The organism is Rouxiella sp. T17, assembly GCF_036663475.1.
In the GTDB taxonomy this organism is placed as follows: Bacteria; Pseudomonadota; Gammaproteobacteria; order Enterobacterales; family Enterobacteriaceae; genus Rouxiella.
The window spans coordinates 40,461-66,168 of the sequence record NZ_JAWUEA010000033.1 but is presented as its reverse complement, the minus strand read 5'-3'; the positions used below and the strand labels follow the sequence as shown (position 1 = coordinate 66,168).

Here is a 25,708-nt window from a genome sequence, read left to right as displayed (position 1 = left end):
AACGGAGAGACTTCATGACCTATCAGCTTAATTTCGCTGCACTTTGGCCCTATTTGCCGCAGCTGCTCAGCGGCCTGTGGACCACCATTGAGCTGACGTTTATGGCAACGATTGGCGGCATTGCGCTGGGTATTTGCGGTGCCGCGATCCGTAGCGGAAACAGTGTCGCGCTGCGCCGCGTGTGGGGCGTTTACGTTGAGGCGATTCGCAATACGCCTTTTGTGGTACAGCTGTTTTTCATCGTCTTCGGGCTGCCAACCTTGGGCCTGAAGCTGACCGCCGGTGAGGCCGCGCTGCTGGCAATGCTGATCAATCTGGGCGCGTACAGTACGGAAATTATTCGCGCCGGCATTCAAGCCACGCCGAAAGGGCAGTGGGAAGCCGGACGCGTGCTGGGCTTAACGCGCAGCCAAACCTTTTTACGGGTGATTTTGCCGCCGTCGTTGAAGCGAATTTATCCGGCATTAGTCAGTCAGTGCATTATCGTGATGCTCGGTTCCTCGGTGGTGTCGCAGGTGTCGTATCAGGAGCTGACCTTTGTCGCCAGCCTGATTCAGTCGCGCACCTTCCTGAGCTTTGAAACTTATCTGGTGTGTACGCTGTTTTATCTGGCGCTGTCGATCGCCATGCGCCAACTGCTGCTGCGCGTGGGTCGCCGCTTCTTTGGGAGTTACAGCTGATGATGGCCTTTACCGATTGGGACATCCTGCGCAACCTGCTGCTGGCCGCGCGCTGGACGATTTTGCTGTCGCTGGTGGCGTTTATCGGCGGCACGCTGGTGACGTTGCCGCTGATTTTGATGCGCCTGACCCGCCGCCGCTGGCTGGTAAACGTGGTCCGCGTTTATGTCGAAATTTTTCAGGGCACGCCGCTGCTGATGCAGCTGTTTCTGGCCTTTTTCGGCCTCGGACTGTTTGGTATCAACGTCAGTCCGTGGACCGCCGCCGCCTTCGCGCTGACCTTCTATTCCAGCGCCTATCTGGTGGATATCTGGTCCGGCAGCATCGACGCGCTGCCGAAAGGCCAATGGGAAGCCTGCCGCTGTCTGGGGCTAAGTTTTGGTCAAACCTTGTGGCGCGTCGTTGCTCCACAGGCGCTGCGAATCGCGATTGCGCCAACTGTAGGTTTTCTGGTGCAGGTGATTAAAGGCACCGCGCTGGCGTCGATTATCGGCTTCGTCGAGCTGACCAAGGCCGGCACGATGCTGAATAACGTCACCTATGAACCTTTTAAAGTCTTTGGATTGGTCGCCTGCGGCTACTTCCTGATGTGTTATCCGCTTTCCCTTTATAGCCATTATCTGGAAAGAACCCTGCTTGGAGATAAAAAATAATGCCGCTGATCACGATCAATCAGGTTCAAAAATATTATGGTCAGAATCATGTTTTGAAAGGCGTGGATCTGGATATCGAGGGCGGTGAAGTTATCTGCATCATCGGTCGCAGCGGATCGGGAAAAAGTACGCTGCTGCGCTGCATGAACGGCCTCGAAGCCTATCAGGAAGGCAGCATCAAGCTTGGCGGCATGACCATCACCAGCCGTGACCAGCAGGCGCGCGAAATCAGCCGCTCGGTCGGCATGGTGTTTCAGAACTTCAACCTGTTCCCGCACATGACCGCGCTGGAAAACGTGATGCTCGCCCCGCGCCGCGTGCTGGGCAAAAACGCCGCCGAATGCCGCGAGTTGGCGATCCAGATGCTGACCAAGGTCGGGCTGGCGGACAGGGTCGATTACTATCCCGGCAATCTTTCCGGCGGCCAGCAACAGCGCGTGGCGATTGCCCGCGCGCTGGCGATGAACCCGAAAGTGTTGCTGTGCGACGAAATTACCTCCGCGCTCGACCCCGAGCTGGTGGGAGAAGTGTTAAAAGTATTGGAGCAGCTGGCGGCAGAAGGCATGACGCTGGTGCTGGTGACCCATGAAATGAACTTTGCGCGCGAAGTTGGCGACCGCGTGGTGTTTATGCATCAGGGCACCGTCTGGGAGCAGGGCGAAAGTCGCGCACTGTTTGCTAACCCGCAAACCCCGGAATTAAAACAGTTTATTGCTACCGTGCGTGGGCTTAACGAGTCCCCGGCAGCCGTATAAATTCATCGATTCAAAAGGATAATTATCGTGGATATCTCAAAATTTGGTCAAATCAATCCGCCTAACCGCCTGCTGATGGGGCCGGGCCCGATTAACGCCGATCCGCGCGTGCTGCGCGCGATGTCGAGCCAACTGCTCGGCCAGTACGATCCGGCGATGACTCACTACATGAATGAAGTGATGGCGCTGTATCGCGGCATCTACAAGACCGAAAACCAGTGGACCTTCCTGATTGACGGCACCTCGCGCGCCGGTATCGAAGCCGTGCTGCTGTCGGGCATTCGTCCGGGCGATAAAGTGCTGGTGCCGGTGTTTGGCCGTTTCGGACATCTGCTGTGCGAGATTGCCCGCCGCTGTCGCGCGGAAGTGCACACCATTGAAGTGCCGTGGGGCGAAGTCTTTGATCCGCAACAGATTGAAGACGCGATTAAGTCGGTCAAACCGCGCTGGCTGCTCACCGTGCAGGGCGATACGTCGACCACCATGCTGCAACCGCTGGAGCAGTTGGGTGAAATCTGCCGTCGTCACGACGTGCTGTTTTACTGCGACGCCACCGCGTCGATTGCCGGTAACGCGCTGGAAACCGACGCGTGGGGAATCGATGCCGTGTCCGCCGGTCTGCAAAAATGCCTCGGCGGCCCGTCTGGCAGCTCGCCAGTGACGATTAGCCCGAAATTTGAGGAGCAGATCCGCCGCCGCAAGTGTGTTGAAGAGGGGATCCGCACCGCCGCGCACGCCGACGGCGACGATGAGATGATCTACTCCAACTATTTTGATCTCGGGATGATCATGGATTATTGGGGTCCAGAGCGCCTGAACCACCACACCGAAGCGACCAGCATGCTGTTTGCCGCCCGCGAATGCGCCCGCGTCATCCTTGAAGAAGGTTTAGATACCACGATTGCGCGCCACAAACTGCACGGCGACGCGATGCTGGCCGGTATTCAGGGCATGGGGCTGGAAGTGTTTGGTGATTTAAACCATCGAATGAACAACGTGTTAGGCGTGGTTATTCCGCAGGGCGTTCACGGCGAGCAGGTTCGTTCAACAATGCTCAACGATTTCGGCATCGAGATCGGCACCTCGTTTGGTCCGCTGAGCGGCAAAATCTGGCGTATCGGCACGATGGGTTACAACGCCCGCAAAGACTGCGTGATGCAAACGCTGGTGGCGCTCGAAGCCGTGCTGAATCACATGGGCTTTGCGTCCAAATATGGCGCAGGGTCGCAGGCCGCGTGGGATCACTATTCCAGCAAAAACAGCGTGGCAGGAGGCCAGTAATGTTAGCAGCCCTCCCGTTGAGTACCGAGGCTGAACAGGCCGCGCTCAGAGTGATGGCGCGCTGTGACACCCTCGCCGAACTGAGTGAAACGTCGGGTCAGTTGACGCGCGTTTATCTCTCCGCGCAGCACATTCAGGCCAACCGCGTGGTGGGCGAATGGATGGCGGCGGCGGGCATGACGACGTGGCAAGACAGCGTCGGCAATATTTGCGGCCGCTATGAGGGGCTTGATCCCGACGCGCCCGCCTTGCTGCTCGGCTCGCATCTCGACAGCGTGCGCAACGCCGGACGTTACGACGGTCCGCTGGGCGTGCTCACCGCCATTGAAGTGATCACTCACCTCAATGAGCACGGAATTCGCCTGCCGATGGCGGTAGAAATTGTTGGTTTCGCCGACGAAGAGGGCACCCGTTTTGGCATTACGCTGCTGGGCAGTCGCGGGCTGACCGGCACCTGGCCGCAGGATTGGCTGCAACGGAAAGATGCGCAGGGAATTACCGTTGCAGAGGCGATGCTCGGGCTGGGGTTGAATCCGATCGACATCCTTAACGCGCAGCGCGATGTGAATGATTTTTGCGCCTACCTTGAGCTGCATATCGAGCAGGGTCCTTGCCTGCAAGCCGCCGAGTTGCCACTGGGCGTGGTGACCGCGATTAACGGCGCGCGCCGCCTGAACTGTGGTTTTGTCGGCCACGCCGGTCACGCGGGCACGGTGCCGATGGGCCATCGTCAAGACGCGCTGGCCGCCGCCGCCGAATGGATAGTGGCGATTGAAACGCTGACCACCGCGCGCGGTAATAATCTGGTGGCGACGGTCGGACAGCTCGAAACCTTGCCCGGCGCGGTGAATGTGATTCCGGGTGAAGTGAAACTCTCCCTCGACGTGCGCGGTCCTGAAGATGGCGCGCTGGCCGAACTGCTCGGCACGCTGCTCGACAAGGCGCAGCAGATTGCCACCCGCCGTGGTTTGACCTTTGCAGCGGAGCAATTTTACGGCATTCAGGCCACCGCCTGTGATTCACAGCTCCAGCAAAAGCTGGCGCAAAGCGTAGAAGCCTTGCAGGGCGAGGCGATGCTGTTGCCGAGCGGTGCCGGCCACGACGCTATCGCCATCGCCGAACGCTGGCCGGTCGGCATGCTGTTTGTGCGCTGCAAAGACGGCATCAGCCATCATCCTGACGAATCCGTGACCGCCGAAGATGTCGCCTACGCCACGCAGGCCTACATCGACACGGTGCTGAGTTTCCGCCACGACGCGTGATGACAAGGAAAGAAAGATGACGTTAGAGGAATTTAATCAGCTGCCTGACAGCGCGGCGCGCGCGGCGTTAACCCCGTGCGTCAACATTGCCGAATGGGTCGAGGCGATGATTCAGGCAAGGCCGTTTGCTTCGGTTGATGAAGCTATCAGCGCGGCGACCACGGCCAGTCACGATTGGCAGCCCGAGGCGGTGAGCCGCGCGCTGGCGAGTCATCCGCGTATTGGCGAACGCATGGCGGGCAACAGTAAAGAAGCCGACCTTTCCCGCGCCGAGCAGGCATCGCTCGGGCTGGGCGAGCAGCAAACCGCCGACGCGCTGTTGCAGGGCAATCAGCAGTATGAACAACGTTTTGGCCGCGTTTTTTTGATCCGCGCAAAAGGCCGCACGCCCGCTGAAATTCTCGAGCATTTACATCGCCGCCAGCAAAACAGCGACGCGCAGGAATGGCGGGAATCCGCCGAACAACTTCAGCAGATTACCGTGCTGCGTTTTAAGGAGTTAGTGAACTGATGAGCAAAATAACCACCCATATTCTAGATACCTCCCTTGGCAAACCGGCAGCGCAGGTTCGCGTCTGGCTGGAGAAAATCGAAGGCGACACGGCGACTAAAATCGGTGAAGCCAACACAGACACCGACGGGCGTGTCACCACGTTAACGCCAGACGGCGTAGCGGCGGGTAATTATCGGCTTTACGCCGACGTTGGTGCCTATTTCTCCGCAGATGGGCGCGAAACGCTCTATAACCTGGCGATTATCGACGTCAATATTTCTGCCGGTCAGCCTCATTATCACCTGCCGATTTTGCTCAGCCCGTACTCCTATTCCACCTATCGCGGCAGTTGATTTTCATACCCAAGTGACCCAATCGCGCTAGCTGACTGTCGAGACATATTTACCAAAAAATTGCTTACCAAAAAAATCGCTTACCAAAAAATTGACCGCCGGGAGTTGCCAACATGAATGACGTGACCAAACCGACAGCCGTTTCACTCGCCCCCGAAGACCAGCGTTTGCCGCTGGGTAAAACCTTCGCCTACGGCTTGCAGCACATTCTCACCATGTATGGCGGCATTATCGCGCCGCCGCTGATTATTGGCAGCGCGGCCGGTTTAGACACCGCGCAGATTGGCATGCTCATCACCGCCGCGCTGTTTGTAAGCGGGCTGGCAACCTTGCTGCAAACGCTCGGCGTGCCGGGATTTGGCGCGCGCCTGCCGCTGGTGCAGGGCGTCTCTTTCGCGGGCGTCGCGACTATGGTAACCCTCGCCACGGGCGGCGGCGGTCTGCCGGAAGTGTTTGGCGCGGTGATCGTTTCTTCATTAATCGGCCTGCTGATCGCCCCCTATTTTGCGCAAATTATTCGCTTTTTCCCGCCGGTCGTGACGGGCACGGTGGTGACCGTTATTGGCCTGTCATTAATGCCGGTGGCGGTGCGCTGGGCGATGGGCGGCAATTCGCACGCCGCCGATTGGGGCTCGACGGGGAATATCGGGCTGGCCGCTTTTACGCTAGCTGTTATTCTGCTGCTCAATCGTTTTGGTAATCGCGCCATTGGCCGAATTTCGGTGCTGCTGGCGATGGTGCTGGCAACCGTGGTGGCGATTTTCCTCGGCAAAACGCATTTTTCCACGCTGGGTCATGGCCCAATGTTAGCGATGCCGTCGCCGTTTGCTTTCGGCCTGCCGACGTTTAATCTGGCGGCAATTCTGTCGATGCTGTTGATTGTTATGGTTTTATTAACAGAAACCACGGCGGGATTAATGGCGATCGGCGAAATCGTCGGCTCGCCGGTCGATTCAAAACGCATCGCCAAAGGCCTGCGCGCCGACATGCTGAGCAGCGCGTTATCACCGGTTTTCAACTCCTTCCCGCAGAGCTCGTTCGCACAAAATATCGGGCTGGTGGCGTTGACCGGCGTGAAAAGTCGCTTCGTGGTGGCGGCCGGTGGCGTAATTTTAGTGGCGCTCGGCGTGCTGCCCGGATTAGGCACGATTGTTGCGGCAATACCTTCGCCGGTGCTGGGCGGGGCGGGCGTGGTACTGTTTGGATCGGTGGCGGCCAGCGGAATTCGCACGCTGTCGAAGGTCGATTATAAAGACAATATGAATTTGGTGGTGGTGGCGACGTCTATCGCCTTCGGGATGATCCCGATCGTGATGCCAAGTTTCTACGATCAGTTCCCGACGTGGGTGCAAACGCTGCTGCATTCGGGCATTAGCGCCGCCTGCCTGGCAGCACTGACGTTGAACGCGTTGTTTAACCCATTAAAAAATGTGGATGCTTTAACCGCACACTCTTAGTAAACGCATCGTGGCTCACGTCCCGCTCTCTGTTGGTCTGGCGCATTTGCTGCAACAGCGCCATCAGCAGAGGATGCGGACGTTCGCGCCGTGACTGCAACTCTGGATTTGCCTGCACGCCGACAAAAAACGGATGACCTTCCAGCTCGACCGACTCTGCCGACAGGCCCGTTTCGTCGCTACCGCTAACCTGCAAACCCGCGCAGGCGAGCTCGTCGAGCAGCTGCGGATTCAGCCTGCGGCGCTGGTTGTAGCGCAGTTTCGCCTCTTTACCCATCATCTTCGCCATTCGGCTGCCCGCTTGAAATATCACGCGATAGTTGCCCTGATGCGTAGCTTCGTGCTCGAGCGGCAGGCTGAAAGGTCGCGCGTTAAGCGCCGAAGGTCCGGGCATGGCGATCGCCTCTTCACCCAGAATCTGCTGCCCTAGCGCCGCGACCAGCAGGTGCATGCCGCCGTTAAGGCCTAAAATCGGCGTTTGGTTGTCCAGCGCCCATTTCGCCACCGTGAGCTGGCTGGCGATGCTGGCCTGACTGTTTTCGCCCCCCTGAACTACAAGACCCGGCAAAATAATGCCATCGACGTCAAACAGCGTGCTTTCCAACTGACTGCCGACCAGCGAAGACGAAAGGTAAATAACCTCAATGTTCATTGCCAGTGCATCGGCGGCGTCTCCGAGTGCAGCCAAAGTGGCAGGATAGCTGTCGCGATGCTCGCTGGCTTCGCCCAATAATGCCAGCCGCAGGTGCTTGCCGGCGCGCATTACCGGCTGATTCATGGTGCGGGAAACCCAGCGACCAAAGCTATCTCTTGCCCAGCTTTGGCTGCGTATTTTGCCGCCTTCACACTCTTCGAGCTGATAAAGATCGCCGCTTTTGACCACCTTTAGGGAGTCGATCGCGATCCCTTTTTCAGCGATCGTGCGGATCAGATCCTGATAGCACGGCGAGGTGAGTGACTGCGAAAGCGGGACAACAATATCTTCTTTAACTGCCCGATTTAATAGAGATTGCAGGTCGGATTCCGCCGCCGCGCCGTGACCGCTGATTCGCTCGAGCCACAGTAATCCGCTGCTGACCTGCTCGCCCTCGGCGGAGATATATTGACGCGCATTGATGAAACGTTTGCTGTCATAGCTGACCGGCAAGTGACACAGCGGCAATGCCCGTGATTCAGCAAATATCGCCGCCAGCGCACCATAAAAAGCCGGTTCAGGTGTGGTGTGTGCAATAAAAGTGATAGTCATGAATTACCCTCTGTCAGATGATTTTCAGGGGGTATTGGATGCAAGAATTACACCAGCTGGCGCAGAAAGAGAAAGCTTTACACTTTGCAAACATCAGAATCATTAACGCAAAAGCCTGATTATCGCCGCCACGATGGCGACGACTTCTCAGGCTTTTTTGATCAAACAGCGCTTTTATCACTGTTGCTATTACTCTTGATGCTGAAAGCGGTCAGCATCGCGCCACGCCGGAAACGCCTCGCGGTATTCCTGTAGGGCTTCGAGCGACAGTTCGGCTTCGATAATCATCGCTGCACTGGGTTCAGCACGCGCCAGCTCTTCGCCGAGCGGATTGATGATTAAGCTATCGCCGCTGTAATGATGACCATTGTCGTCGTCGCCAATCCGATTACAACCGGCGACGTAGGCCTGATTTTCAATGGCGCGCGCGGTGAGCAGCGTTTGCCAATGATGCGTGCGACGGGCAGGCCAGTTGGCGACGTAAAGCGCCAAATCATAATCCTGATTGTTACGCGACCAGACCGGGAAACGCAGGTCGTAACACACCTGAGGCAGAATTCGCCAGCCGCGCCATTCAACGATTTCGCGACGCGTACCCGCCACATAATAGTTGTGCTCGCCCGCCATGCGGAACAGGTGGCGTTTATCGTAGCGATGCACTTCGCCATTCGGCTCCACCAGCAGGAATCGATTCACTGCTCCTTTCGCCGTAGCAAGCGCCACGCTGCCGCCAATCATCGCATTTAGCCTGTTCGCCCACTGCTGGAGCCACTCGATGACCCGCGATTCAGGCAGCGCGCGGCCCGGCGCCTGCATGGCAAAACCGGTGGTAAACATTTCGGGCAGCACAATCAGGTCGCGATTAAGCAGCGAGCCGAGCAGCGAATCAAAATGGCTCAGGTTGGCTTCGCCGTCGAGCCAGACTAACGGTTGCTGTAATACTGAAATTTTTAAAGTTGACACAGGCGCTCCGCGGCGGCGTCCAGCGTGGCTTCTTTCTTGGCGAAGCACAGGCGAATCAGTTTGTGCGGGAAAGGATCGGCGCAGAATACCGACAGCGGGATCGCCGCCACGCCCACGTGCTCAACCAGCCAATGGCAGAAGGCTACGTCGTCGAGATCGGAGACGGCGCTGTAATCCACCAGCAGGAAATAGGTGCCTTCGCTTGGCAACACTTTAAGGCGGCTGTTGGCTAAACCGGCGGCCAGACGATCGCGCTTGGCCTGATAAAATTCCGGCAGTTCCTGCCAGTGTTCAGGCTGTTCGCGCAGCATATCGGCCAGCGCCAGCTGCACCGGCGTGGTAATCGCAAAGGTTAGAAACTGGTGGATTTTACGCAGCTCGAGACTGATTGCCGCTGGCGCCACGCAGTAACCCACGCGCCAGCCGGTCATGTGAAACGTTTTACCGAACGAGGAGACGGTAATGGCGCGCTGGCGCAGCTCGGGGTGGCGCAGCACGGAGGCGTGACCCTCTTTGGCGAAACAAATGTGTTCATACACTTCGTCGCTAATCACGAAAATATTGCGATCGGCGATGATTTGCCACAGGCGATCGACATCGCTGTGAGTCCAGGCCGTCGCGGTCGGATTGTGCGGCGTATTAATGATGATCACTTTGGTGCGATCGGTAATCTGGTCGGCAAAGTGTGACCAGTCAACCTTGAACTCCGGCGGCAGCAGCTGAATACGCTTGCTTACGCCGCCCGCCAGCTGAACCGCAGGCGCGTAACAGTCGTAGCTTGGGTCGAAACTGATCACTTCGTCGCCCGGCGAGACCAGCGCAGTTATCGCAATATAGAGCGCCTCGGTCGCACCGGAGGTAATAGTAATGTCGGTTTCGGCATCGGGACGATAACCATAGCCCAGCTCGGTTTTATCGGCGATAGCGTTGCGCAGCGCAGGCGTACCGGTCATCGGCGCGTACTGGTTCGAGCCTGCCGCGACGTGAACGCTCAGCTGCTGACGCAGATATTCCGGACCATCGAAATCGGGAAAGCCCTGCGACAGATTGATTGCGTTGTGCTTTTGCGCCAGCGCGCTCATCTGCGAGAAAATATTGGTGCCCAGCGCGGGCAGTTTGCTCTGTGGAATAAGCGCGGCGCTCGTTGTGGCGGTAGTCGCTGATGCGGATGGTGTTGTGGTGTTTGTCGTCATGGCTGTTCCTGCTCCAGTCGCTTTTAGCGCGATAAAAGGGGCTCGGAAAACTGCTTTGCCGAGTCCAAATGGGCGATACCTGTTTGTTGATACTACCGCACGATGATAATATTTGGCAATCAAGACGCATAGATGGTTAAACGGCTAAATAGCTTTTTAGTCTAGCTCATAGCGAATCACGCTAAACAGCCATTTTGCGCGCGATATACTTCCTTCAACGCATGGCTTTCAGGAATAACAATGAGCGAAAAAAATCCTCTCGAGGCCCTGTTGGCCGCCTGCCACTGGATTGGCGAGAAAGGTTGGTGTCCGGCAACGGGCGGCAATATGTCCGTGCGCGAAGATAGCCATTTTTGTTTGATAACCGAATCGGGCAAAGACAAAGGGCAGCTGACGGCGGAAAACTTCTTGCAGGTCGAGATTGCGACCAATCGCGTGCCGAGTGGCCGAAAACCTTCTGCCGAAACCGGGCTGCATACGCTGGTTTACGGGCTGGATCCTCACGTCGGCGCTATTTTGCATACGCATTCGGTGAATTCGACGGTGCTTTCGCGCGTCGAGCGTTCCAATGGATTGGTGTTGCAAGGCTATGAGATGCAAAAGTCTCTGGCGGGCCAAAGTAGCCATTTGGAGCAGGTAATAATCCCAATTTTCGACAATAGTCAGGATATTCCGGCTCTGGCAGCCGAGATTGCCAAATGGGCGCAAACACATCCGCTACACTATGGATTCCTGATCCGCGGACACGGCCTGACCTGCTGGGGCAAAGATGTTGCCGAGGCGCGCCGTCATCTGGAAGGACTGGAATTTTTGTTCGAATGTGAATTGCAACTTCGCCTGTTGGAGGCCAAATGATCCGAGCCATTGTCACTGATATTGAAGGGACGACCACCGACATCCGCTTTGTGCATCAGGTACTTTTTCCCTATGCCCGCGCGCGACTCGCTGATTTTATTACCCAGCATGCTCAGGACTTAGAAGTATTGCAGGCGCTCGACGCCCTGCGTGAAGAGATGAACGAACCGCAAGCCGCGATCGTCGACCTGGTGGACCAGCTCTACGTTTATATGGATAAAGACGAAAAATCCCCTGCGCTAAAAACGTTGCAGGGCATTATTTGGCGCACAGGTTACACGGAAGGGGATTTCCGGGGACATTTATATCCCGACGTCACGCCGCAGCTGGTGCAGTGGCAGCAGGAAGGGATCAGGCTTTATGTGTATTCATCCGGCTCGGTGGATTCACAAAAGTTATTGTTTGGTTATAGCGAAGAGGGCGATTTGCAGCCGCTGTTTACCGAGTATTTCGATACGCGAGTAGGGGCCAAGCGCGAGGTCACCTCTTATCTAAATATTGCGAAACAGCTGGGTCTGCCGGCTGCCGACATTCTGTTTTTATCTGACGTTCGTCAAGAGTTGGACGCGGCGCGCGAGGCCGGTTGGTTGACCTGTCAGCTTATTCGCGACGAGCCTGACGAAGAGAGCGATCACAAGCAGGTTAATCGTTTTGATCAGGTCGTCATTGTTTAATTGATTAATGGTTTGAATGATTAACGATTTGATTCACTAACCAGGAGTTTGCAATGAGTGCGTTAACTATCTTTAGCGACAGCGATCCTTCCGCGCCTATCTGGGAAAGCCGCGATGGCAATGAAATTGCCGCAGAGTTGAGCAAAATCGACGTGCGTTTCGAGCGCTGGCAGGCCGATCGCGAGCTGGGCAGCAATCCGCAGTCGGACGAGGTTATTGCGGCTTACCAGCATGAAATCAACAAGCTGGTGGCGGAAAAGGGTTATCAAAGTTGGGACGTTATCAGCATGCGTCCCGACCACGAGCAGCGTCAGGTGTTGCGCACTAAATTCCTCTCCGAGCACACTCACGGTGAAGACGAAGTCCGCTTTTTTGTCGATGGCGCGGGCTTATTCTGCCTGCATCTTGAAGGCAAGATTTTCCAGATTTTGTGCGAGAAAAACGACCTGATTTCGGTACCGGCCAACACTAAACACTGGTTTGACATGGGCGGATCCCCGTCGTTTACGGCGATACGTTTATTCGATAATCAGGAAGGATGGATCGCGCACTTTACGGGCGATGCCATATCCGATGCTTATCCAAGACTTGAAGAATAAGATTCTGGTTTAGATTTGGAATCTAAAGGCAATTTTCTTTAGGTCAAAATCTTTGGATTCAAAGTCTTTTGGGTCAAAGTCTTTGGATTCAAAGTCTTTTGGGGCAAAGTCTTTGGATTCAAAGTCTTTTGGGGCAAAGTCTTTAAATTCAAAGACTTTTGGAGCAAAGACTTTAAATTCAAGTGCATTCGCTTCGCTTACTGCGCGGCGGCGCAGACCGCCTCAAGGATGTTCCTAAGCGAACACCCTTGAGAATCCCGCGCTTTTTTTCCACAGCTGTAACTTGAGGACTAGAAAGTTAGATCTTTCCAGTGACCACCGCGCGTGGCGTAGGTCGCGCGGCTTCGCCGTTCCCTCATTACGGATTTGAGCCAAATACGTCTCAAATCACTCCACTCAGCGCCGCCCCGATCCCGCCAATAATAGCTAAAAAGAAAAACCGATAACTCTTAGGCGGTCAAGAACCGATCGCTCAAACAATAAATTTTAGGTTGAAGGATCGGCCTTTGACCGCCCAAAAGTATCCGCCCTTGCTTTAAGTGTTGTGATTGGTTGAGCGATCGTCCCTTGACCGCCTAAGAGAATCCGCCCTTGCTTTAAGTGTTGTGATTGTTTGAAGAATCGGCCTTTGACCGCCCAAGAGTATCCACCCTTGCTTTAAGGGTAGTAATTGGTTGAAGAATCGGCCTTTGACCGCCCAAAAGTACCCGCCCTTGCTTTAAGTGTTGTGATTGGCGGCCTCAGGGCGGCGCGGAACGGAGTGAGGAAGACGTTTTTGGCTTCTGAACGAAGTGACGGAAGCGCGAAGCGCCGCGACCAACGCCACGCGCGGTGGTCGCTGGAAAGATCTACGAATGTAGTCCTCACGTTGCAGCTGTGGAAAAAAAGCTTGGGATTCCAAAGGGGCGAGCGACTGCGCCTCTTTGGGCGGTATGGGCCGCCGCCCATTGAGCGAAGCGAATGCACTTGAACTTGAACTTAAACTTGAACTTAAAAAATTGCCTGTAGATTCCAAATCTACATCCCAAAGGCCTCGGTAGGGTTCGCAAAACTCCCTGCGTCTAGAACCCATTTTGTTACCAACGCCGCTGGCGTAACGTCAAACGCCGGGTTGTAAACCTGCGCCTCCGCCGGTGCCCACTGCACGTCGCCAAAACTGCCGGACACGCCAGTGACCTCTCTCGCGGCGCGCTGCTCGATAGGGATAGCATCACCGTTCGGACAGTCCGGATCCAACGTGGTGTGGGGCGCGGCGACGTAAAAAGGAATGCCGTGATAATGCGCCAGCACGGCCAGATTATAAGTGCCGATTTTATTCGCCACGTCACCGTTAGCCGCAATGCGATCGGCGCCAACCCAGACGGCGTCGACCAGCTTTTTCGCCATCAGACTCGCCGCCATCGAATCGCAAATCAACTGATAAGGGATGTCCAGCTGGCCCAGCTCCCACGCGGTAAGACGTCCGCCCTGCAATAAAGGACGCGTTTCATCCACCCACACCTGCGATACTTTTCCTTGACGGTGCGCGTGATGAATCACACCGAGCGCCGTGCCAACGCCCGCTGTGGCAAGACCGCCAGTATTACAGTGCGTTAGCAGGCGACTCCCTGGGACAACCAATTCTGCGCCGTGATGGGCAATGCGATCGCACAGCTCGCGATCTTCACCGACCAGTCGCTCGGCCTCCTGCACCATCGCCGGAATATGAAAACGCTCCTGAAGGGCGATTTTCATGCGATCCAGATTGTTCATCAGATTTACTGCGGTCGGACGCGAGGCACGAAGGGTATTCAACGCCTGATGCAACTCGGGAACCGGCATGCCTGCTTCGGCCAACTGCGCGAGCAACAGGCTGGCAGCCAATCCAATCAGCGGCGCACCGCGCACTCGCAGGGCGTGAATGTGCCCGACAAGGTCTTCAACGTTGCGGCATAAATGCCAATCGGCGCGCTGCGGCAACGCCTGTTGATCCAGGATCCACAGCTGGCTTTTACGGATACGTAAACTGGTCGTAGTAAGTGTCTGCATTGTGAGTTAAATCCCTGTTGCGCGGTTGCATCTGATTACTTATTCTGCCAACATAAGTTTCGGATGTATAGACGTCTAAATGCTTTTATGGCTATTTGCCGTGAGCCGATCGAATTTAGTTTATCCGCCGTTTTTCTTTTTCTCAAAGGCAAGGCGAACTAAACGGGGTTCGGTTGATTCAGTCGTGTTGCACAAGAAAGATTACGAGAGGTTAGGATGTCACGCTATTACACATTTAATGCCGCAGATGCCGTGGAATATGCCCGCCAGTTTGGTGGCGTGGAAGAGCCACAATCGCTGGTCAGTGCCGAAGAGATCGGCGATGGCAATTTGAATCTGGTGTTCAAAATCCGCGATACCGCTGGCGTGAGTCGCGTCATCGTCAAGCAGGCGTTGCCGTATGTACGCTGCGTCGGCGAGTCTTGGCCTTTGACTATTGATCGCTCTCGAATCGAAGCTGAAACCCTGATTGTTCACGGCGAATATTGCCCGCAACATACCGTAAAAGTGCTGCATCACGACCCTGAATTAGCCGTGATGGTGCAGGAAGACCTGTCGGATCATGAGATTTGGCGCGGCGAGCTGGTTAAAGGGAAATATTACCCGCAGGCCGCCAGCCAGTTGGGTGAATATTTGGCGCAAAGTCTGTTCCACACTTCAGATTTTTATCAGGACGCTCAACGTAAAAAGTCAGAGGTTGCGCGCTTTATCAACCCTGAACTCTGCCTGATTACGGAAGATTTGTTCTTTACCGACCCGTATATCGAGCATGAACGTAACCGATTCGACCCAGAGTTGCAGCCGGTGGTAAATGAAATCAGAGCCGATCTTCCTCTGCGGATTGCCGTTGCCGCGTTGAAGCAGCGTTTTCTGAGCAATGCTGAAGCTTTGTTGCATGGCGATGTTCACAGCGGATCGATTTTTGTGGCCGAAGGTAGCCTGAAAGTTATTGATGCCGAATTCGGATTTTATGGGCCGATAGGCTTTGATCCGGGCTCGGCGATGGGCAATTTGTTGATTAACTACTGCGCGTTGCCGGGATTGGTCGCTACCCGTGAAGCCGCCGATGGCCGCGAACAGCGCTTGCAGGATTTACGCGATTTGTGGCTGAGCTTCTCCGAGCGTTTCTTGCAATTGGCGCGCGACAAGACGCAGGACGTGGCTTTCAAGGTGCCTGGCTATGCGGAATATTTCCTGAAACAGGTCTGGCACGACGCCGTTGGTTACTGCGGCTCTGAACTTATCCGTCGAACTATTGGCTTCTCGCACGTTGCCGATCTCAAGAATATCGCCGATAAAGAGATGCGCCACGAATGTCAGCGCCACGCCGTGAGTTTGGGCCAGTGGCTTATCATTACCGCGCCGCAAATCGACACTATTGAAGCGTTGATCGCACGTATTCGTCAAAACGGCTGATATTTTGCCCCAGACTTGTATAATGCCCGGCTACGAGGCGCCAGCGGGTAAACCCAGTGTGGTTCCTCGGTTTACCTACCACCCACACGGGAATACAGAATTATGATGAATAACGACGTCTTGCGCAGCGTACGCTACATGCTCGACTTGAGCGAAGGCAGGCTGATTGAGATTTTGGCGTCTACCGGCACGATCATTAGCCCACCGGTGATGTCGCGTTATCTGAAAAAAGAAGACGAAGCGGACTACATGGTTTGCCCTGATGAAGTCATGGCAAACTTCCTGAATGGTCTGATTTTCTTCAAACGTGGTAAAGACGATCGCTTCCCTGCGCCGGAAGTTGAAAAACGTGTCACTAATAACGTGATGCTGAAAAAACTGCGCGTGGCTTTTGAATTGAAAACCGAAGATCTGCAAAGCGTACTCGCGGCAGCAGATTTTAAAGTTTCTGAAGGCGAGCTGAGTGCGTTTTTCCGCAAGGAAGGCCACAAGAACTATCGTCCGTGCGGCGATCAGGTGCTTCGCTACTTCCTGAAAGGCCTGACAATGCGCGTTCGCCCAAAGAAAAACTAATTTTCTCTGAGTGATGGCTGATTTCGTTATTAACAAAATCAGAATGACGCCCACAAAAAAACCGCCAATTTGGCGGTTTTTTTGTGCTGGTCAGGTAAGCGGCCTTCCCAGCTCGGACAACTACATAACCAAGCACGACCCAGTGGATTCAGCTTCTTCTTTATACGATTTTCTGTCAAGCATTCTTGTCAGATATTGTTGTGAGATAGGTTGCATGCATATATTTAATTTTAAGTTTCTCTTCCTAATTTGATTCTGAGAAAAGTTAAAATGACGCCCACAAAAAAACCGCCAATTTGGCGGTTTTTTTGTGCTGGTCAGGTAAGCGGCCTTTCCAGCTCGGACAACTACATAACCAAGCACGACCTCGTAGAGTTAGTTTCATCTTTATACGATTTTATGTCAAGCATTCTAATTTGAATATCATTGTGGAATAGGGCGCTGCTTATATTTAATTTAAGGTTTTTATATTGGTCGGGTAAGCGGCTTTCCAGCGGACTTTAACTAAATTAACGCAAGCGTAAATTATTGAAAATAATTTTGGTCTTTTAATAATTATCTGTCAAAAGATTCCTAAGTCAAATCCGTGTAAGATGAGCGCTGGCCTTTTCGCCACCTTAAGCAAGTGGGCACTGGATTTTGAAAAGGATATTTAACGGCCGTAAAACCAAGCACGACCTCGTGCTTGGTTCACGGTATTATCTCCGGTGGTCATGCCGTGAAGCGGTCTAAGCAAGGACCGCACTTTGATAAAATACTTGTGTATTTTCATCATGGTATCGGCTGTAGCCATGAACGCTGGCAAGGGCAGTTGGACCGTTTCCAATAACTCTTTCAATGTAATCATTACTACAACCACCAAGTAAGCTAATAGCCGCCTTAAAAGGGCGGCTATTTTTTTATTAGAACCTATTTAACGCGAACCTATTTATTTTAAACTTGTTTATTTCAACCTTATAAAAGTACACTGATTAAAATCTTACAGACTTAAAATCTATTTATTTAAAGCTGACTTACCTAAGTTGTATTTATTTAGAAATAATTACCTCATTAAATCAATTAGGCCGCTTCCGTATGTTTGGTTTCAGGTTTTTCTTCCTGCAATTTCTGCTGCGCCAGCTGGTCAGGTTCGAACTCATCAACATTAATTGAACGCAGGCGGCTCTCTTCGGCACGGGTCAAAATACGCGCTTCGTCAGCCGTTAAATGACCCGCTTCCAGCCCGGTTTGTGCTAGCTGATCGAGGCGAGTAAACGACAGTTTTTTGCCCATCGCTTCACCCAGTTTTTTATGCACCGGCTCGGCGGCAATAATATCTCTCAGCGCCTCTTCAAGCTGACCCACCGGATTGTGCTCGCTTGCCACCAGATACTGACCGCGCGCCAGGCGACTGCGTGTCGCGGACGGAATTTGCAGGATGCGCGCCAATTCATGATCAAGTCGGTCGGACGGGGCGCGATGCACGCGTCCGAGCGGGAAAATCACCAGCGCCATTAACGCCGCCACCGCGCCATTCGGGAAGTTACGCAGCAGATCGGCGATCGCCGTTTCCGCCTGATTAAGGCAATCCTGCACGCCCCAATGCACCAACGGCAGATCGGCCTCGTTGCGGCCTTCTTCGTCATAGCGTTTAAGAGTCGCCGTCGCCAGATAAAGCTGACTGAGAATATCGCCCAGCCGCGCCGAAATACGTTCGCGACGTTTTAAACTGCCGCCCAATACGCCCATCGACACATCAGAAAGCAGCGCAAGATTGGCACTCAAGCGATTGATATATTGATAATAACGGCGGGTTGCATCGTTGACCGGCACGCGGCTGGTTCGACCGCGCGTTAAACCGAGCCACAGGCTGCGTATTTTGTTGCTGCCTACGTGGCCGATATGGCCAAACAGCGCGTCGTCGAAGGCCGCGAGATTATTGGTATCTGCCGCCGCCATCTCTTTAAGCACGTAAGGATGACAGCGAATCGCGCCCTGTCCGAAGATAATCATGCTGCGAGTCAGAATATTGGCGCCTTCAACCGTAATCGCGATCGGTGCGCCCTGATAGGCTCGCGCCACGAAATTGCTGTCGCCGAGCATGATGCCTTTACCGCCGGTGATGTCCATCGCATCCATCACCGCGCGCTGGCCGCGATGGGTACAGTGATATTTCACTATCGCCGACAGCACGGCAGGTTTTTCGCCAAGCCCGATGCCGTTGGTAATCAGCGTTGCCGCCGCGTCCATCACATAGGCGTTACCGGCAATGCGCGCCAGCGGTTCTTCAATCCCTTCCATTTTACCGATAGGCAATTTGAACTGACGACGAATATAGGCGTAAGCCCCGGTCGCGAGTGCCAGAGATTTCAGGCTGCCCGTCGCGTTGGAGGGCAGGGTGATCCCGCGCCCAACCGACAAACATTCAACCAGCATCCGCCAGCCCTGACCCGCCATTTTCGGGCCGCCAATGATGTAATCGATCGGCACAAAAATGTCGCTGCCGCGCGTAGGTCCGTTTTGGAAAGGAATATTCAGCGGGAAATGACGATGGCCGATTTCAACGCCTTGGGTATTCGTCGGGATAAGCGCACAGGTAATGCCCAGCTCTTCGACGTCGCCCAGCAGGTGTTGCGGATCTTTCAATTTAAACGCCAAACCCAGCACCGTTGCGATAGGTGCGAGCGTGATGTAGCGTTTGTTCCAGGTCAGTTTCATTCCCAGAACTTGTTCGCCCTGCCAATCGCCCATGCAGACGATGCCAAAATCGGGAATAGCACCCGCATCGGAACCTGCTTCAGGGCTTGTCAGCGCAAAGCACGGAATCTCGAGCCCTTTTGCCAGTCGCGGCAGGTAGTGATCTTTCTGTTCTTTAGTGCCGTAATGTTGCAGCAGTTCGCCCGGGCCGAGTGAGTTTGGCACGCCGACGGTAATCGCCAGAATGCCGGAAACGCCCGCCAGCTTTTGCAGCACGCGCGCCTGCGCATAGGCTGAAAACTCAAGCCCGCCATACTCTTTCTTGATGATCATGGCGAAGAAACGGTGCTCTTTCAGGTACGCCCACAGCTCTGGCGGCAGGTCGGCCAGCTCGTGGGTAATCTGGAAATCATTCGCCATGCGGCAGGCTTCTTCAACGGGTCCGTCAATAAAACGCTGCTCTTCTTCTGTTAATGTTTGCTGCGGATAGTCGTGCAGCTTGCGCCAATCTGGCGTGCCGCTAAACAAATCGCCTTCCCACCAGGTGGTGCCCGCCTCAATCGCCTCTTTTTCGGTACGTGACATGCTCGGCATGACTTTTCGGAAACTGCGCAGGGCGGGAGCGGAAAACAGCGAGCGACGAAGTGAAGTGACATTTAATGGCAGCAGGATAATGGCCAGCGGCAGCAGCAGCCACGCGGTCCACAGGCCGATTATCGCCATTGCAGCGGTATAAACCAGCAGAATAATGCTGCCCATCGTCAGGCTGATGCGGTGATAAAACAAGGCGCCGACAAGAACCAGCAGGATGACAATGCTTAGAACCATCATAATAAAACTCCTAAGTCGTAAGAGGTCTGACCTGTTAAGCTGATACTATGTTTTTAGTCCAAGCTAAATGCTTTATCAACGCGTTTACATCCTAATTACAACTTACGTCACAAAGTCATTGCCCGATGTCGCAAAAGCGCAAAGTATCGCGGGCATTAAGGCCGGAGCTCTTCTCGCCTTTTGCCGTTTCCGCTACACTGCACAGCAAATAATGTGGTGTGGCGCGCTTTTCGCCGCACAAGAAATCCCAAGAGGCTGCCATGTACCTGGATATCATCCGAACTGAACTGAACGAAGCTGCTGACGTTCTGAATAAATTTATCAGCGACGAAAATAACATCGCGTCTATCCAACGCGCCGCAAAACTGATTGCCGATTCGTTCAAAGCCGGCGGCAAAGTGTTGTCCTGCGGCAATGGCGGTTCACACTGTGATGCAATGCATTTCGCCGAAGAGCTGACCGGCCGCTATCGTGACAACCGTCCGGGCTATCCGGCGATCGCCATTTCCGATGTCAGCCACATCTCCTGTGTGAGCAACGATTTTGGCTACGAATACATCTTTTCGCGCTATCTCGAAGCCGTGGGCCAAAAAGGCGACGTGCTGCTGGGTATCTCAACTTCCGGCAATTCCGGCAACGTTATCAAAGCGTTGGAAGCGGCCAAAGCCAAGGGCATGAAAGTTGTGACCCTGACGGGTAAAGATGGCGGTAAAATGGCGTCATTGGGCGCAGACGTTGAAATCCGCGTTCCGCATTTCGGTTATGCCGATCGCGTGCAGGAAATTCACATCAAGATTATCCACATTTTGATTCTGCTGATTGAGAAAGAGATGGCCGCTTAACGAACATGGCCCAAGCCTGTCGTTAAGACGTGTAGACAGAATTTAAGGAGACTGGCGATGTGCGAATTGCTCGGGATGAGCGCAAATGTTCCTACCGATATTTGCTTCAGTTTTACCGGGTTGGTGCAACGTGGCGGGTTGACAGGCCCGCATAAAGATGGCTGGGGCATTACCTTTTATGAAGGCAATGGCTGCCGGACGTTTAAAGATCCGCAGCCTAGCTTTAATTCGCCGATTGCTCGTCTGGTGCAGGAATACCCGATAAAGTCACTGGCCGTTATTTCGCATATTCGTCAGGCTAATCGGGGCGAAGTGGCGCTGGAAAATACCCATCCGTTTACTCGCGAACTTTGGGGCCGTAACTGGACCTACGCGCATAACGGCCAGCTGCGCGGTTATCGCCAGCTGGATACCGGCACGCTGCGCCCGATTGGTCAAACCGACAGCGAATACGCCTTTTGCTGGCTGCTGCACAAGCTGACCCAACGCTATCCGCGCACGCCGCGCAGCTGGCCGTCGGTGTTTCGCTATATTGCGTCGCTGGCGGATGAGTTAAGGCAGAAGGGCGTGTTTAACATGCTGCTGTCGGATGGGCATTTCGTGATGGCGTACTGCTCGACCAATCTCCACTGGATCACCCGCCGCGCGCCGTTTGGCAAGGCGACGTTGCTGGATCAGGACGTTGAAATTGATTTTCAGCAGCAGACGACACCCAATGATGTCGTCACGGTCATTGCGACCCAGCCGCTGACGGGCAATGAAACCTGGAACAAGATTGCTCCAGGCGAATTTGCTTTATTTCACTGTGGCGAACGCCAGCTGTGAAGGCTGCGGCGTAAGGGTTTGCGTCTGATTAACCACATAATTACCACCAATCACTGACACGCTCGGCGGCTGGTGGTACTTTTCAAAGTAGGCATAACCCGGCTCAAGCTGACGCCAGAAATTGATATAAGTCGAATATTTATTCAATTTCATGTTGGCTTCAGTCATCTTAAACGGATAGATGCTGATTTCGACGTTACGCTGTCCATTATTGAACGCGGCCTGAACGTAATTAAAAATAACGTTCATATTGACGTCGGTCATTGCATAGCAGCCAATTGACAGACAGTTGCCGTGGATCATCAAGTATTTACCGGAATAACCCTGAGCGCGATCATAATCATTTGGGAAACCAATATTAATGGCGCGATAAAAACGGCTGTCCGGTTTCAAATGATGAATATCAATATTATAAAAACCTTCCGGGCTTTTAAAATCGCCTTCGCGACGTTTATTGCCTAACCCGCCGGAGAAATCGCAGATGCGAAATGCGCCGACCAGCTGGAATTTATTTTCGACTTTGGCATAGAGCTCGAGAGTACGCTCTTGCTTAAATATCTGAATATAAACGGGTGAACCTAATAATTGTTGCTGAACGCCGGTCTCAAACGGAGCCTGTTCGCTGGCGACAGCGCTGCTCATGGTGAAGACGGGGAAACTAAAAAGCATCGCAAGCAGCAGCGCGATTCTGACCATTCTTAATCCTGCTTAAATGACAACTCTATTATTATATGTCCGCCGTAAAAAGCATGCGGACTACCACTGATTTTCAATTATCTTGAACGCTGCCATCTTAATACTGATTAAATTTTTATCAATGGGCTGAAATGTAATTTATTTCTTAATGAGGGGAATAATGGCTTTTATTTGCCTATTTTTACAAATCTCTTGGCATTTATCTTAATAGGCGACGCAAACTGCTGCATAACGAGGGTTGAGATTTAGCAAGCCGACTGTATACTTATACAGTTGTCGTAAAACAGAAAGTCGGATCGAAAAGGGGGGGTATGCGCAAAATCATTCACGTTGATATGGACTGCTTTTACGCAGCCGTAGAAATGCGCGACGATCCCTCTCTGCGCGATATTCCGATTGCCATTGGCGGCAGCCGCGATCGTCGCGGAGTCATCAGTACCGCCAACTATCCCGCCCGACTTTACGGCGTTCACAGCGCCATGCCAACGGCGACCGCGCTCAAACTGTGTCCGCATTTACGCGTTATTCCGGGCCGTATGGAAGCCTATAAAGAAGCGTCCGAGCATATCCGCGAGATTTTTTCCCGTTATACGGCGCTAATCGAACCCCTTTCTCTCGACGAAGCCTATCTCGATGTCACCGACAGTCTCCAGTGCAGCGGTTCAGCCACGTTGATTGCCAAAGAAATTCGTCAAACTATCTCTGATGAGCTGAATCTGACCGCCTCGGCGGGCGTTGCGCCTATCAAATTTCTCGCCAAGATAGCCTCTGATCTCAATAAGCCGAACGGCCAGTTTATTATCACGCCCGATAAAGTAGACGATTTTCTGAAAGATTTGCCCTTGGCGAAAATTCCGGGGGTCGGGAAAGTCACGGCTAAAAAACTCGAAGAGCACGGGCTGCTGACCTGCGGTGACGTGCAGCGCTATGATTTGGCATTGTTATTAAAGCGATTTGGCAAGTTTGGACGGGTACTTTGGGAGCGCTGTCAGGGCATCGACGAGCGGGAAATCTCGCCCGAGCGTTTACGTAAATCGGTTGGCGTCGAGCGCACGCTGGCGGAAGATATCCACGATTGGGAAAGCTGTGTCGAATTAATCGACCGGCTCTATCCCGAATTGGAAACGCGGCTGACGCGGGTGAGCCCAGATCTGCGCATTGCCCGTCAGGGTGTAAAACTCAAGTTTCACGATTTTCAACAGACCACGCAGGAACACGTGTGGCCGGTGCTCAATAAAGACGATTTGCTTAAGGTCGCGCGCGAGGCGTGGGAGATGCGGCGCGGAGGGCGCGGTGTAAGGCTGGTGGGATTACATGTCACGCTTCAAGATCCCCAAATAGAGCGTCAGCTCTTACTTCCTTGGGAATAATACCCATATCTTTCAAACGGCAGATGCGTTGGTTGCCTTCTCTCACCCCAGTCACTTACCTGTGTAAGCTCCTAGGGATTCGTTCAGTTACCGCCTTCCTGCCATTCGAAATCTATAGGTATTATATTAATATCTTTCAAACGGCAGATGCGTTGGTTGCCTTCTCTCACCCCAGTCACTTACCTGTGTAAGCTCCTGGGGATTCGTTCAGTTACCGCCTTCCTGCCATTCGAAATCTATAGGTACTATGGGTATTTCATTAAATTCAAAGGCTTTTTAAAAACTAATCGCTGTTAGCCACGGACAGGAATAGCTTTTAGCAGCGCGGTCAGCAGCTGCCAGTAGAGGTCGACGCTGCCGATGTGAACCTGTTCATCCGGCGAGTGCGGGCCGGTGATGGTCGGTCCAATCGAGACCATGTCCATTTCTGGATAAGGTTTTTTAAACAGACCACATTCCAGACCTGCGTGGATCACCATGATGTTTGGCGTCTTGTTGAACAAGCCCTGATAAACCTCGCGAACCTGCGCCATCACCGGGGATTCCGGATCCGGTTTCCAGCCAGGATAGCCGCCTTTAGGTGCCGTTTTCGCGCCCGCCAGCTGGCCCACGGAGGTCAGCATGCTCACCACGTAATCTTTGCCGCTGTCGATAAGCGAACGGATCAGGCAGATGATTTCAGCTTCGTCTTCTTTCATCGACACTACGCCAACGTTTAACGACGTTTCAACCACGCCTTTTACGTCGTCGCTCATGCGGATCACACCGTTTGGCGTGGCATTCAGCAGGCCGATGAAACGGTTTTGGCTCTCTTTGTTCAACGCGTTGGCCGCGCTGTCTGAAGCTTCAACCACCAGCTTGATGTTTTTCTCGACGGCGGCCAGTTCAAACTGCAACACCGCTTCGAACTCTTGCGCAGCGGCTTTGAAAGCGTCAACGTGGGCCGCAGGCACCGCCAGTTGGGCGATGGCTTCGCGCGGAATAGCATTGCGCAGCGTACCGCCTGTGAAATCAACTAAACGAACGTCGAGTTTATCGGCGTAGTCAGCCAGAAAACGTGACAGCAGCTTGTTGGCATTGCCGAGACCCAGGTGAATATCCGCGCCGGAGTGGCCGCCTTTCAACCCTTTAAGAGTCAGCTTCAGCGCCGTGAAATCGGCCGCAACGGCTTCGCGCTGGAGGGGCAGGGAGGAGATGAAATCGATGCCGCCTGCGCAGCCCATATAGATTTCGCCTTCGGTTTCTGAATCGGTATTAATCAGAATTTCAGCTTGCAGCCAGTTTGGCTGCAGGCCGAATGCGCCATCCATGCCAGACTCTTCCGTCATGGTCAGCAGCACTTCCAGCGGGCCGTGCTCAACGTCTTTGGCAACCAGCGCCGCCAGCGCAGAGGCCAAACCAATGCCGTTATCGGCGCCCAACGTAGTGCCACGCGCTTTTACCCAGCCATTATCAACATAAGGCTGGATAGGATCCGTCAGGAAGTCGTGAACGGTGTCGTTATTCTTTTGTGGAACCATGTCCAGATGCGCTTGCAGCACCACGGGTTTACGGTTTTCCATGCCGGCGGTGGCAGGTTTACGCAGCAAAATGTTGCCGACCTGATCGCGTTCGGCGTGAAGACCCTGTTCAGCGGCCCAGCCCATGATGTGATTTGCCAGCTCTTCTTCATGATAAGAAGGATGCGGAATGGAACAGACTTTGGCAAAAATATCCCACAGCGGCTGTGGTGAAAGTTGAGACAGTTCAGACACGGTAAGTCTCCCGTTTTTGGATGACGAATGAGATGACGAAATAGGGGACAGAATAACATTTTCTCCCCACCTGTGCGCGCTAGCCAAAACAGATAATCGGCTAATTTTGGCCTTTACGTGCGGGATAAGCGCTGGTTTTTAGTGTCGGGACTCACTATAATCTCGCGCAACAATTTTTCCCTGAAAATTTTGTGTAAAAGCCGTTAATCTTACAGGCTGGGAAATCCCTTTTT

23 protein-coding genes are annotated in these 25,708 nt (G+C 53.8%); 16 read left to right on the top strand and 7 right to left on the bottom strand.

What is annotated here, in order from left to right:
- Nucleotides 1-14 precede the first annotated feature (14 nt).
- The 8 genes from SC206_RS12735 (at nt 15) to SC206_RS12700 (ending at nt 6,934) form a co-directional block, all read left to right on the top strand.
- A complete protein-coding gene (locus SC206_RS12735) occupies nt 15-680 on the top strand; it encodes an amino acid ABC transporter permease (RefSeq protein ID WP_332737786.1) in 666 nt (221 codons plus the stop codon).
- A gap of 2 nt (nt 681-682) precedes the next feature.
- The gene (locus SC206_RS12730; RefSeq protein ID WP_332737844.1) at nt 683-1,333 is read left to right on the top strand and encodes an amino acid ABC transporter permease; all 651 of its coding nucleotides are present in this window, start codon (nt 683-685) and stop codon (nt 1,331-1,333) included.
- Nucleotides 1,333-2,088 carry an amino acid ABC transporter ATP-binding protein gene (locus tag SC206_RS12725; protein ID WP_332737784.1) on the top strand — a complete coding sequence of 252 codons (756 nt, stop codon included), beginning with the start codon at nt 1,333-1,335 and terminating at the stop codon, nt 2,086-2,088. Before SC206_RS12730 ends, SC206_RS12725 begins: the two co-directional genes overlap by 1 nt.
- 24 nt (nt 2,089-2,112) lie before the next feature.
- A complete protein-coding gene (locus SC206_RS12720; RefSeq protein WP_442976087.1) occupies nt 2,113-3,369 on the top strand; it encodes a pyridoxal-phosphate-dependent aminotransferase family protein in 1,257 nt (418 codons plus the stop codon).
- Nucleotides 3,369-4,631: an allantoate amidohydrolase gene (gene hpxK / locus SC206_RS12715; RefSeq protein WP_332737782.1), complete on the top strand. Its 1,263-nt coding sequence runs from the start codon at nt 3,369-3,371 to the stop codon at nt 4,629-4,631. The genes SC206_RS12720 and hpxK overlap by 1 nt, the downstream gene beginning before the upstream one ends.
- Before the next feature lie 16 nt (nt 4,632-4,647).
- Entirely contained in the window at nt 4,648-5,142 is a 495-nt protein-coding gene (gene uraD, locus SC206_RS12710; RefSeq protein ID WP_332737780.1) for a 2-oxo-4-hydroxy-4-carboxy-5-ureidoimidazoline decarboxylase, read from the top strand.
- Entirely contained in the window at nt 5,142-5,477 is a 336-nt protein-coding gene (gene uraH, locus SC206_RS12705) for a hydroxyisourate hydrolase (RefSeq protein WP_332737778.1), read from the top strand. Before uraD ends, uraH begins: the two co-directional genes overlap by 1 nt.
- A gap of 113 nt (nt 5,478-5,590) precedes the next feature.
- Complete coding sequence (locus tag SC206_RS12700) at nt 5,591-6,934, top strand: nucleobase:cation symporter-2 family protein (RefSeq protein WP_332737776.1); 1,344 nt, start codon at nt 5,591-5,593, stop codon at nt 6,932-6,934.
- Here SC206_RS12700 and SC206_RS12695 read toward each other — a convergent pair.
- From SC206_RS12695 to SC206_RS12685, 3 genes are all read right to left on the bottom strand, one after another.
- Nucleotides 6,891-8,180: a glutamine amidotransferase-related protein gene (locus SC206_RS12695; protein ID WP_332737774.1), complete on the bottom strand. Its 1,290-nt coding sequence runs from the start codon at nt 8,178-8,180 to the stop codon at nt 6,891-6,893. The two genes, SC206_RS12700 and SC206_RS12695, sit on opposite strands and share 44 nt — an antisense overlap.
- A gap of 189 nt (nt 8,181-8,369) precedes the next feature.
- On the bottom strand, nt 8,370-9,143 hold the full coding sequence (locus SC206_RS12690) for an amidohydrolase (RefSeq protein ID WP_332737772.1): 774 nt from the start codon (nt 9,141-9,143) through the stop codon (nt 8,370-8,372).
- Nucleotides 9,131-10,336 (bottom strand): pyridoxal phosphate-dependent aminotransferase, encoded by a 1,206-nt coding sequence (locus SC206_RS12685; RefSeq protein ID WP_332737770.1) that lies wholly within the window; start codon nt 10,334-10,336, stop codon nt 9,131-9,133. The genes SC206_RS12690 and SC206_RS12685 overlap by 13 nt, the downstream gene beginning before the upstream one ends.
- 240 nt (nt 10,337-10,576) lie before the next feature.
- Here SC206_RS12685 and SC206_RS12680 point away from each other — a divergent pair, with 240 nt between their 5' ends.
- Genes SC206_RS12680 through SC206_RS12670 form a run of 3 tightly spaced genes read left to right on the top strand, consistent with a single transcriptional unit; the run spans nt 10,577 to nt 12,464 of the window.
- Nucleotides 10,577-11,191, top strand: coding sequence for a methylthioribulose 1-phosphate dehydratase (locus SC206_RS12680; protein ID WP_332737768.1), 615 nt, complete (start codon nt 10,577-10,579; stop codon nt 11,189-11,191).
- Entirely contained in the window at nt 11,188-11,865 is a 678-nt protein-coding gene (gene mtnC, locus SC206_RS12675) for an acireductone synthase (RefSeq protein ID WP_332737766.1), read from the top strand. The genes SC206_RS12680 and mtnC overlap by 4 nt, the downstream gene beginning before the upstream one ends.
- 53 nt (nt 11,866-11,918) lie before the next feature.
- Complete coding sequence (locus tag SC206_RS12670; RefSeq protein WP_332737764.1) at nt 11,919-12,464, top strand: 1,2-dihydroxy-3-keto-5-methylthiopentene dioxygenase; 546 nt, start codon at nt 11,919-11,921, stop codon at nt 12,462-12,464.
- A 1,017-nt stretch (nt 12,465-13,481) separates the two neighbouring features.
- On the opposite strand, the gene mtnA is transcribed toward SC206_RS12670, so the two are convergent.
- A complete protein-coding gene (gene mtnA / locus SC206_RS12665) occupies nt 13,482-14,492 on the bottom strand; it encodes an S-methyl-5-thioribose-1-phosphate isomerase (RefSeq protein WP_332737762.1) in 1,011 nt (336 codons plus the stop codon).
- A gap of 216 nt (nt 14,493-14,708) precedes the next feature.
- Here mtnA and mtnK point away from each other — a divergent pair, with 216 nt between their 5' ends.
- A complete protein-coding gene (mtnK, locus tag SC206_RS12660) occupies nt 14,709-15,908 on the top strand; it encodes an S-methyl-5-thioribose kinase (protein WP_332737760.1) in 1,200 nt (399 codons plus the stop codon).
- Nucleotides 15,909-16,010: 102 nt separating this feature from the next.
- Nucleotides 16,011-16,481, top strand: coding sequence for a DUF1456 family protein (locus tag SC206_RS12655; RefSeq protein ID WP_332737758.1), 471 nt, complete (start codon nt 16,011-16,013; stop codon nt 16,479-16,481).
- A 1,059-nt stretch (nt 16,482-17,540) separates the two neighbouring features.
- On the opposite strand, the gene fadE is transcribed toward SC206_RS12655, so the two are convergent.
- The gene (gene fadE, locus SC206_RS12650; protein ID WP_332737756.1) at nt 17,541-19,988 is read right to left on the bottom strand and encodes an acyl-CoA dehydrogenase FadE; all 2,448 of its coding nucleotides are present in this window, start codon (nt 19,986-19,988) and stop codon (nt 17,541-17,543) included.
- Nucleotides 19,989-20,248: 260 nt separating this feature from the next.
- Here fadE and lpcA point away from each other — a divergent pair, with 260 nt between their 5' ends.
- A complete protein-coding gene (gene lpcA / locus SC206_RS12645) occupies nt 20,249-20,830 on the top strand; it encodes a D-sedoheptulose 7-phosphate isomerase (protein WP_332737754.1) in 582 nt (193 codons plus the stop codon).
- A 57-nt stretch (nt 20,831-20,887) separates the two neighbouring features.
- Nucleotides 20,888-21,655, top strand: coding sequence for a class II glutamine amidotransferase (locus tag SC206_RS12640; RefSeq protein WP_332737752.1), 768 nt, complete (start codon nt 20,888-20,890; stop codon nt 21,653-21,655).
- Here the strand turns inward: SC206_RS12640 and dpaA are convergent.
- Entirely contained in the window at nt 21,626-22,351 is a 726-nt protein-coding gene (gene dpaA, locus SC206_RS12635) for a peptidoglycan meso-diaminopimelic acid protein amidase (RefSeq protein ID WP_332737750.1), read from the bottom strand. The two genes, SC206_RS12640 and dpaA, sit on opposite strands and share 30 nt — an antisense overlap.
- Before the next feature lie 311 nt (nt 22,352-22,662).
- Between dpaA and dinB the strand changes: the two genes are divergently transcribed.
- Nucleotides 22,663-23,721, top strand: coding sequence for a DNA polymerase IV (dinB, locus tag SC206_RS12630; protein ID WP_332737748.1), 1,059 nt, complete (start codon nt 22,663-22,665; stop codon nt 23,719-23,721).
- 293 nt (nt 23,722-24,014) lie between these two features.
- Here the strand turns inward: dinB and pepD are convergent, their stop codons facing one another.
- Nucleotides 24,015-25,475, bottom strand: coding sequence for a beta-Ala-His dipeptidase (pepD, locus tag SC206_RS12625; protein ID WP_332737746.1), 1,461 nt, complete (start codon nt 25,473-25,475; stop codon nt 24,015-24,017).
- Nucleotides 25,476-25,708: the final 233 nt, after the last annotated feature.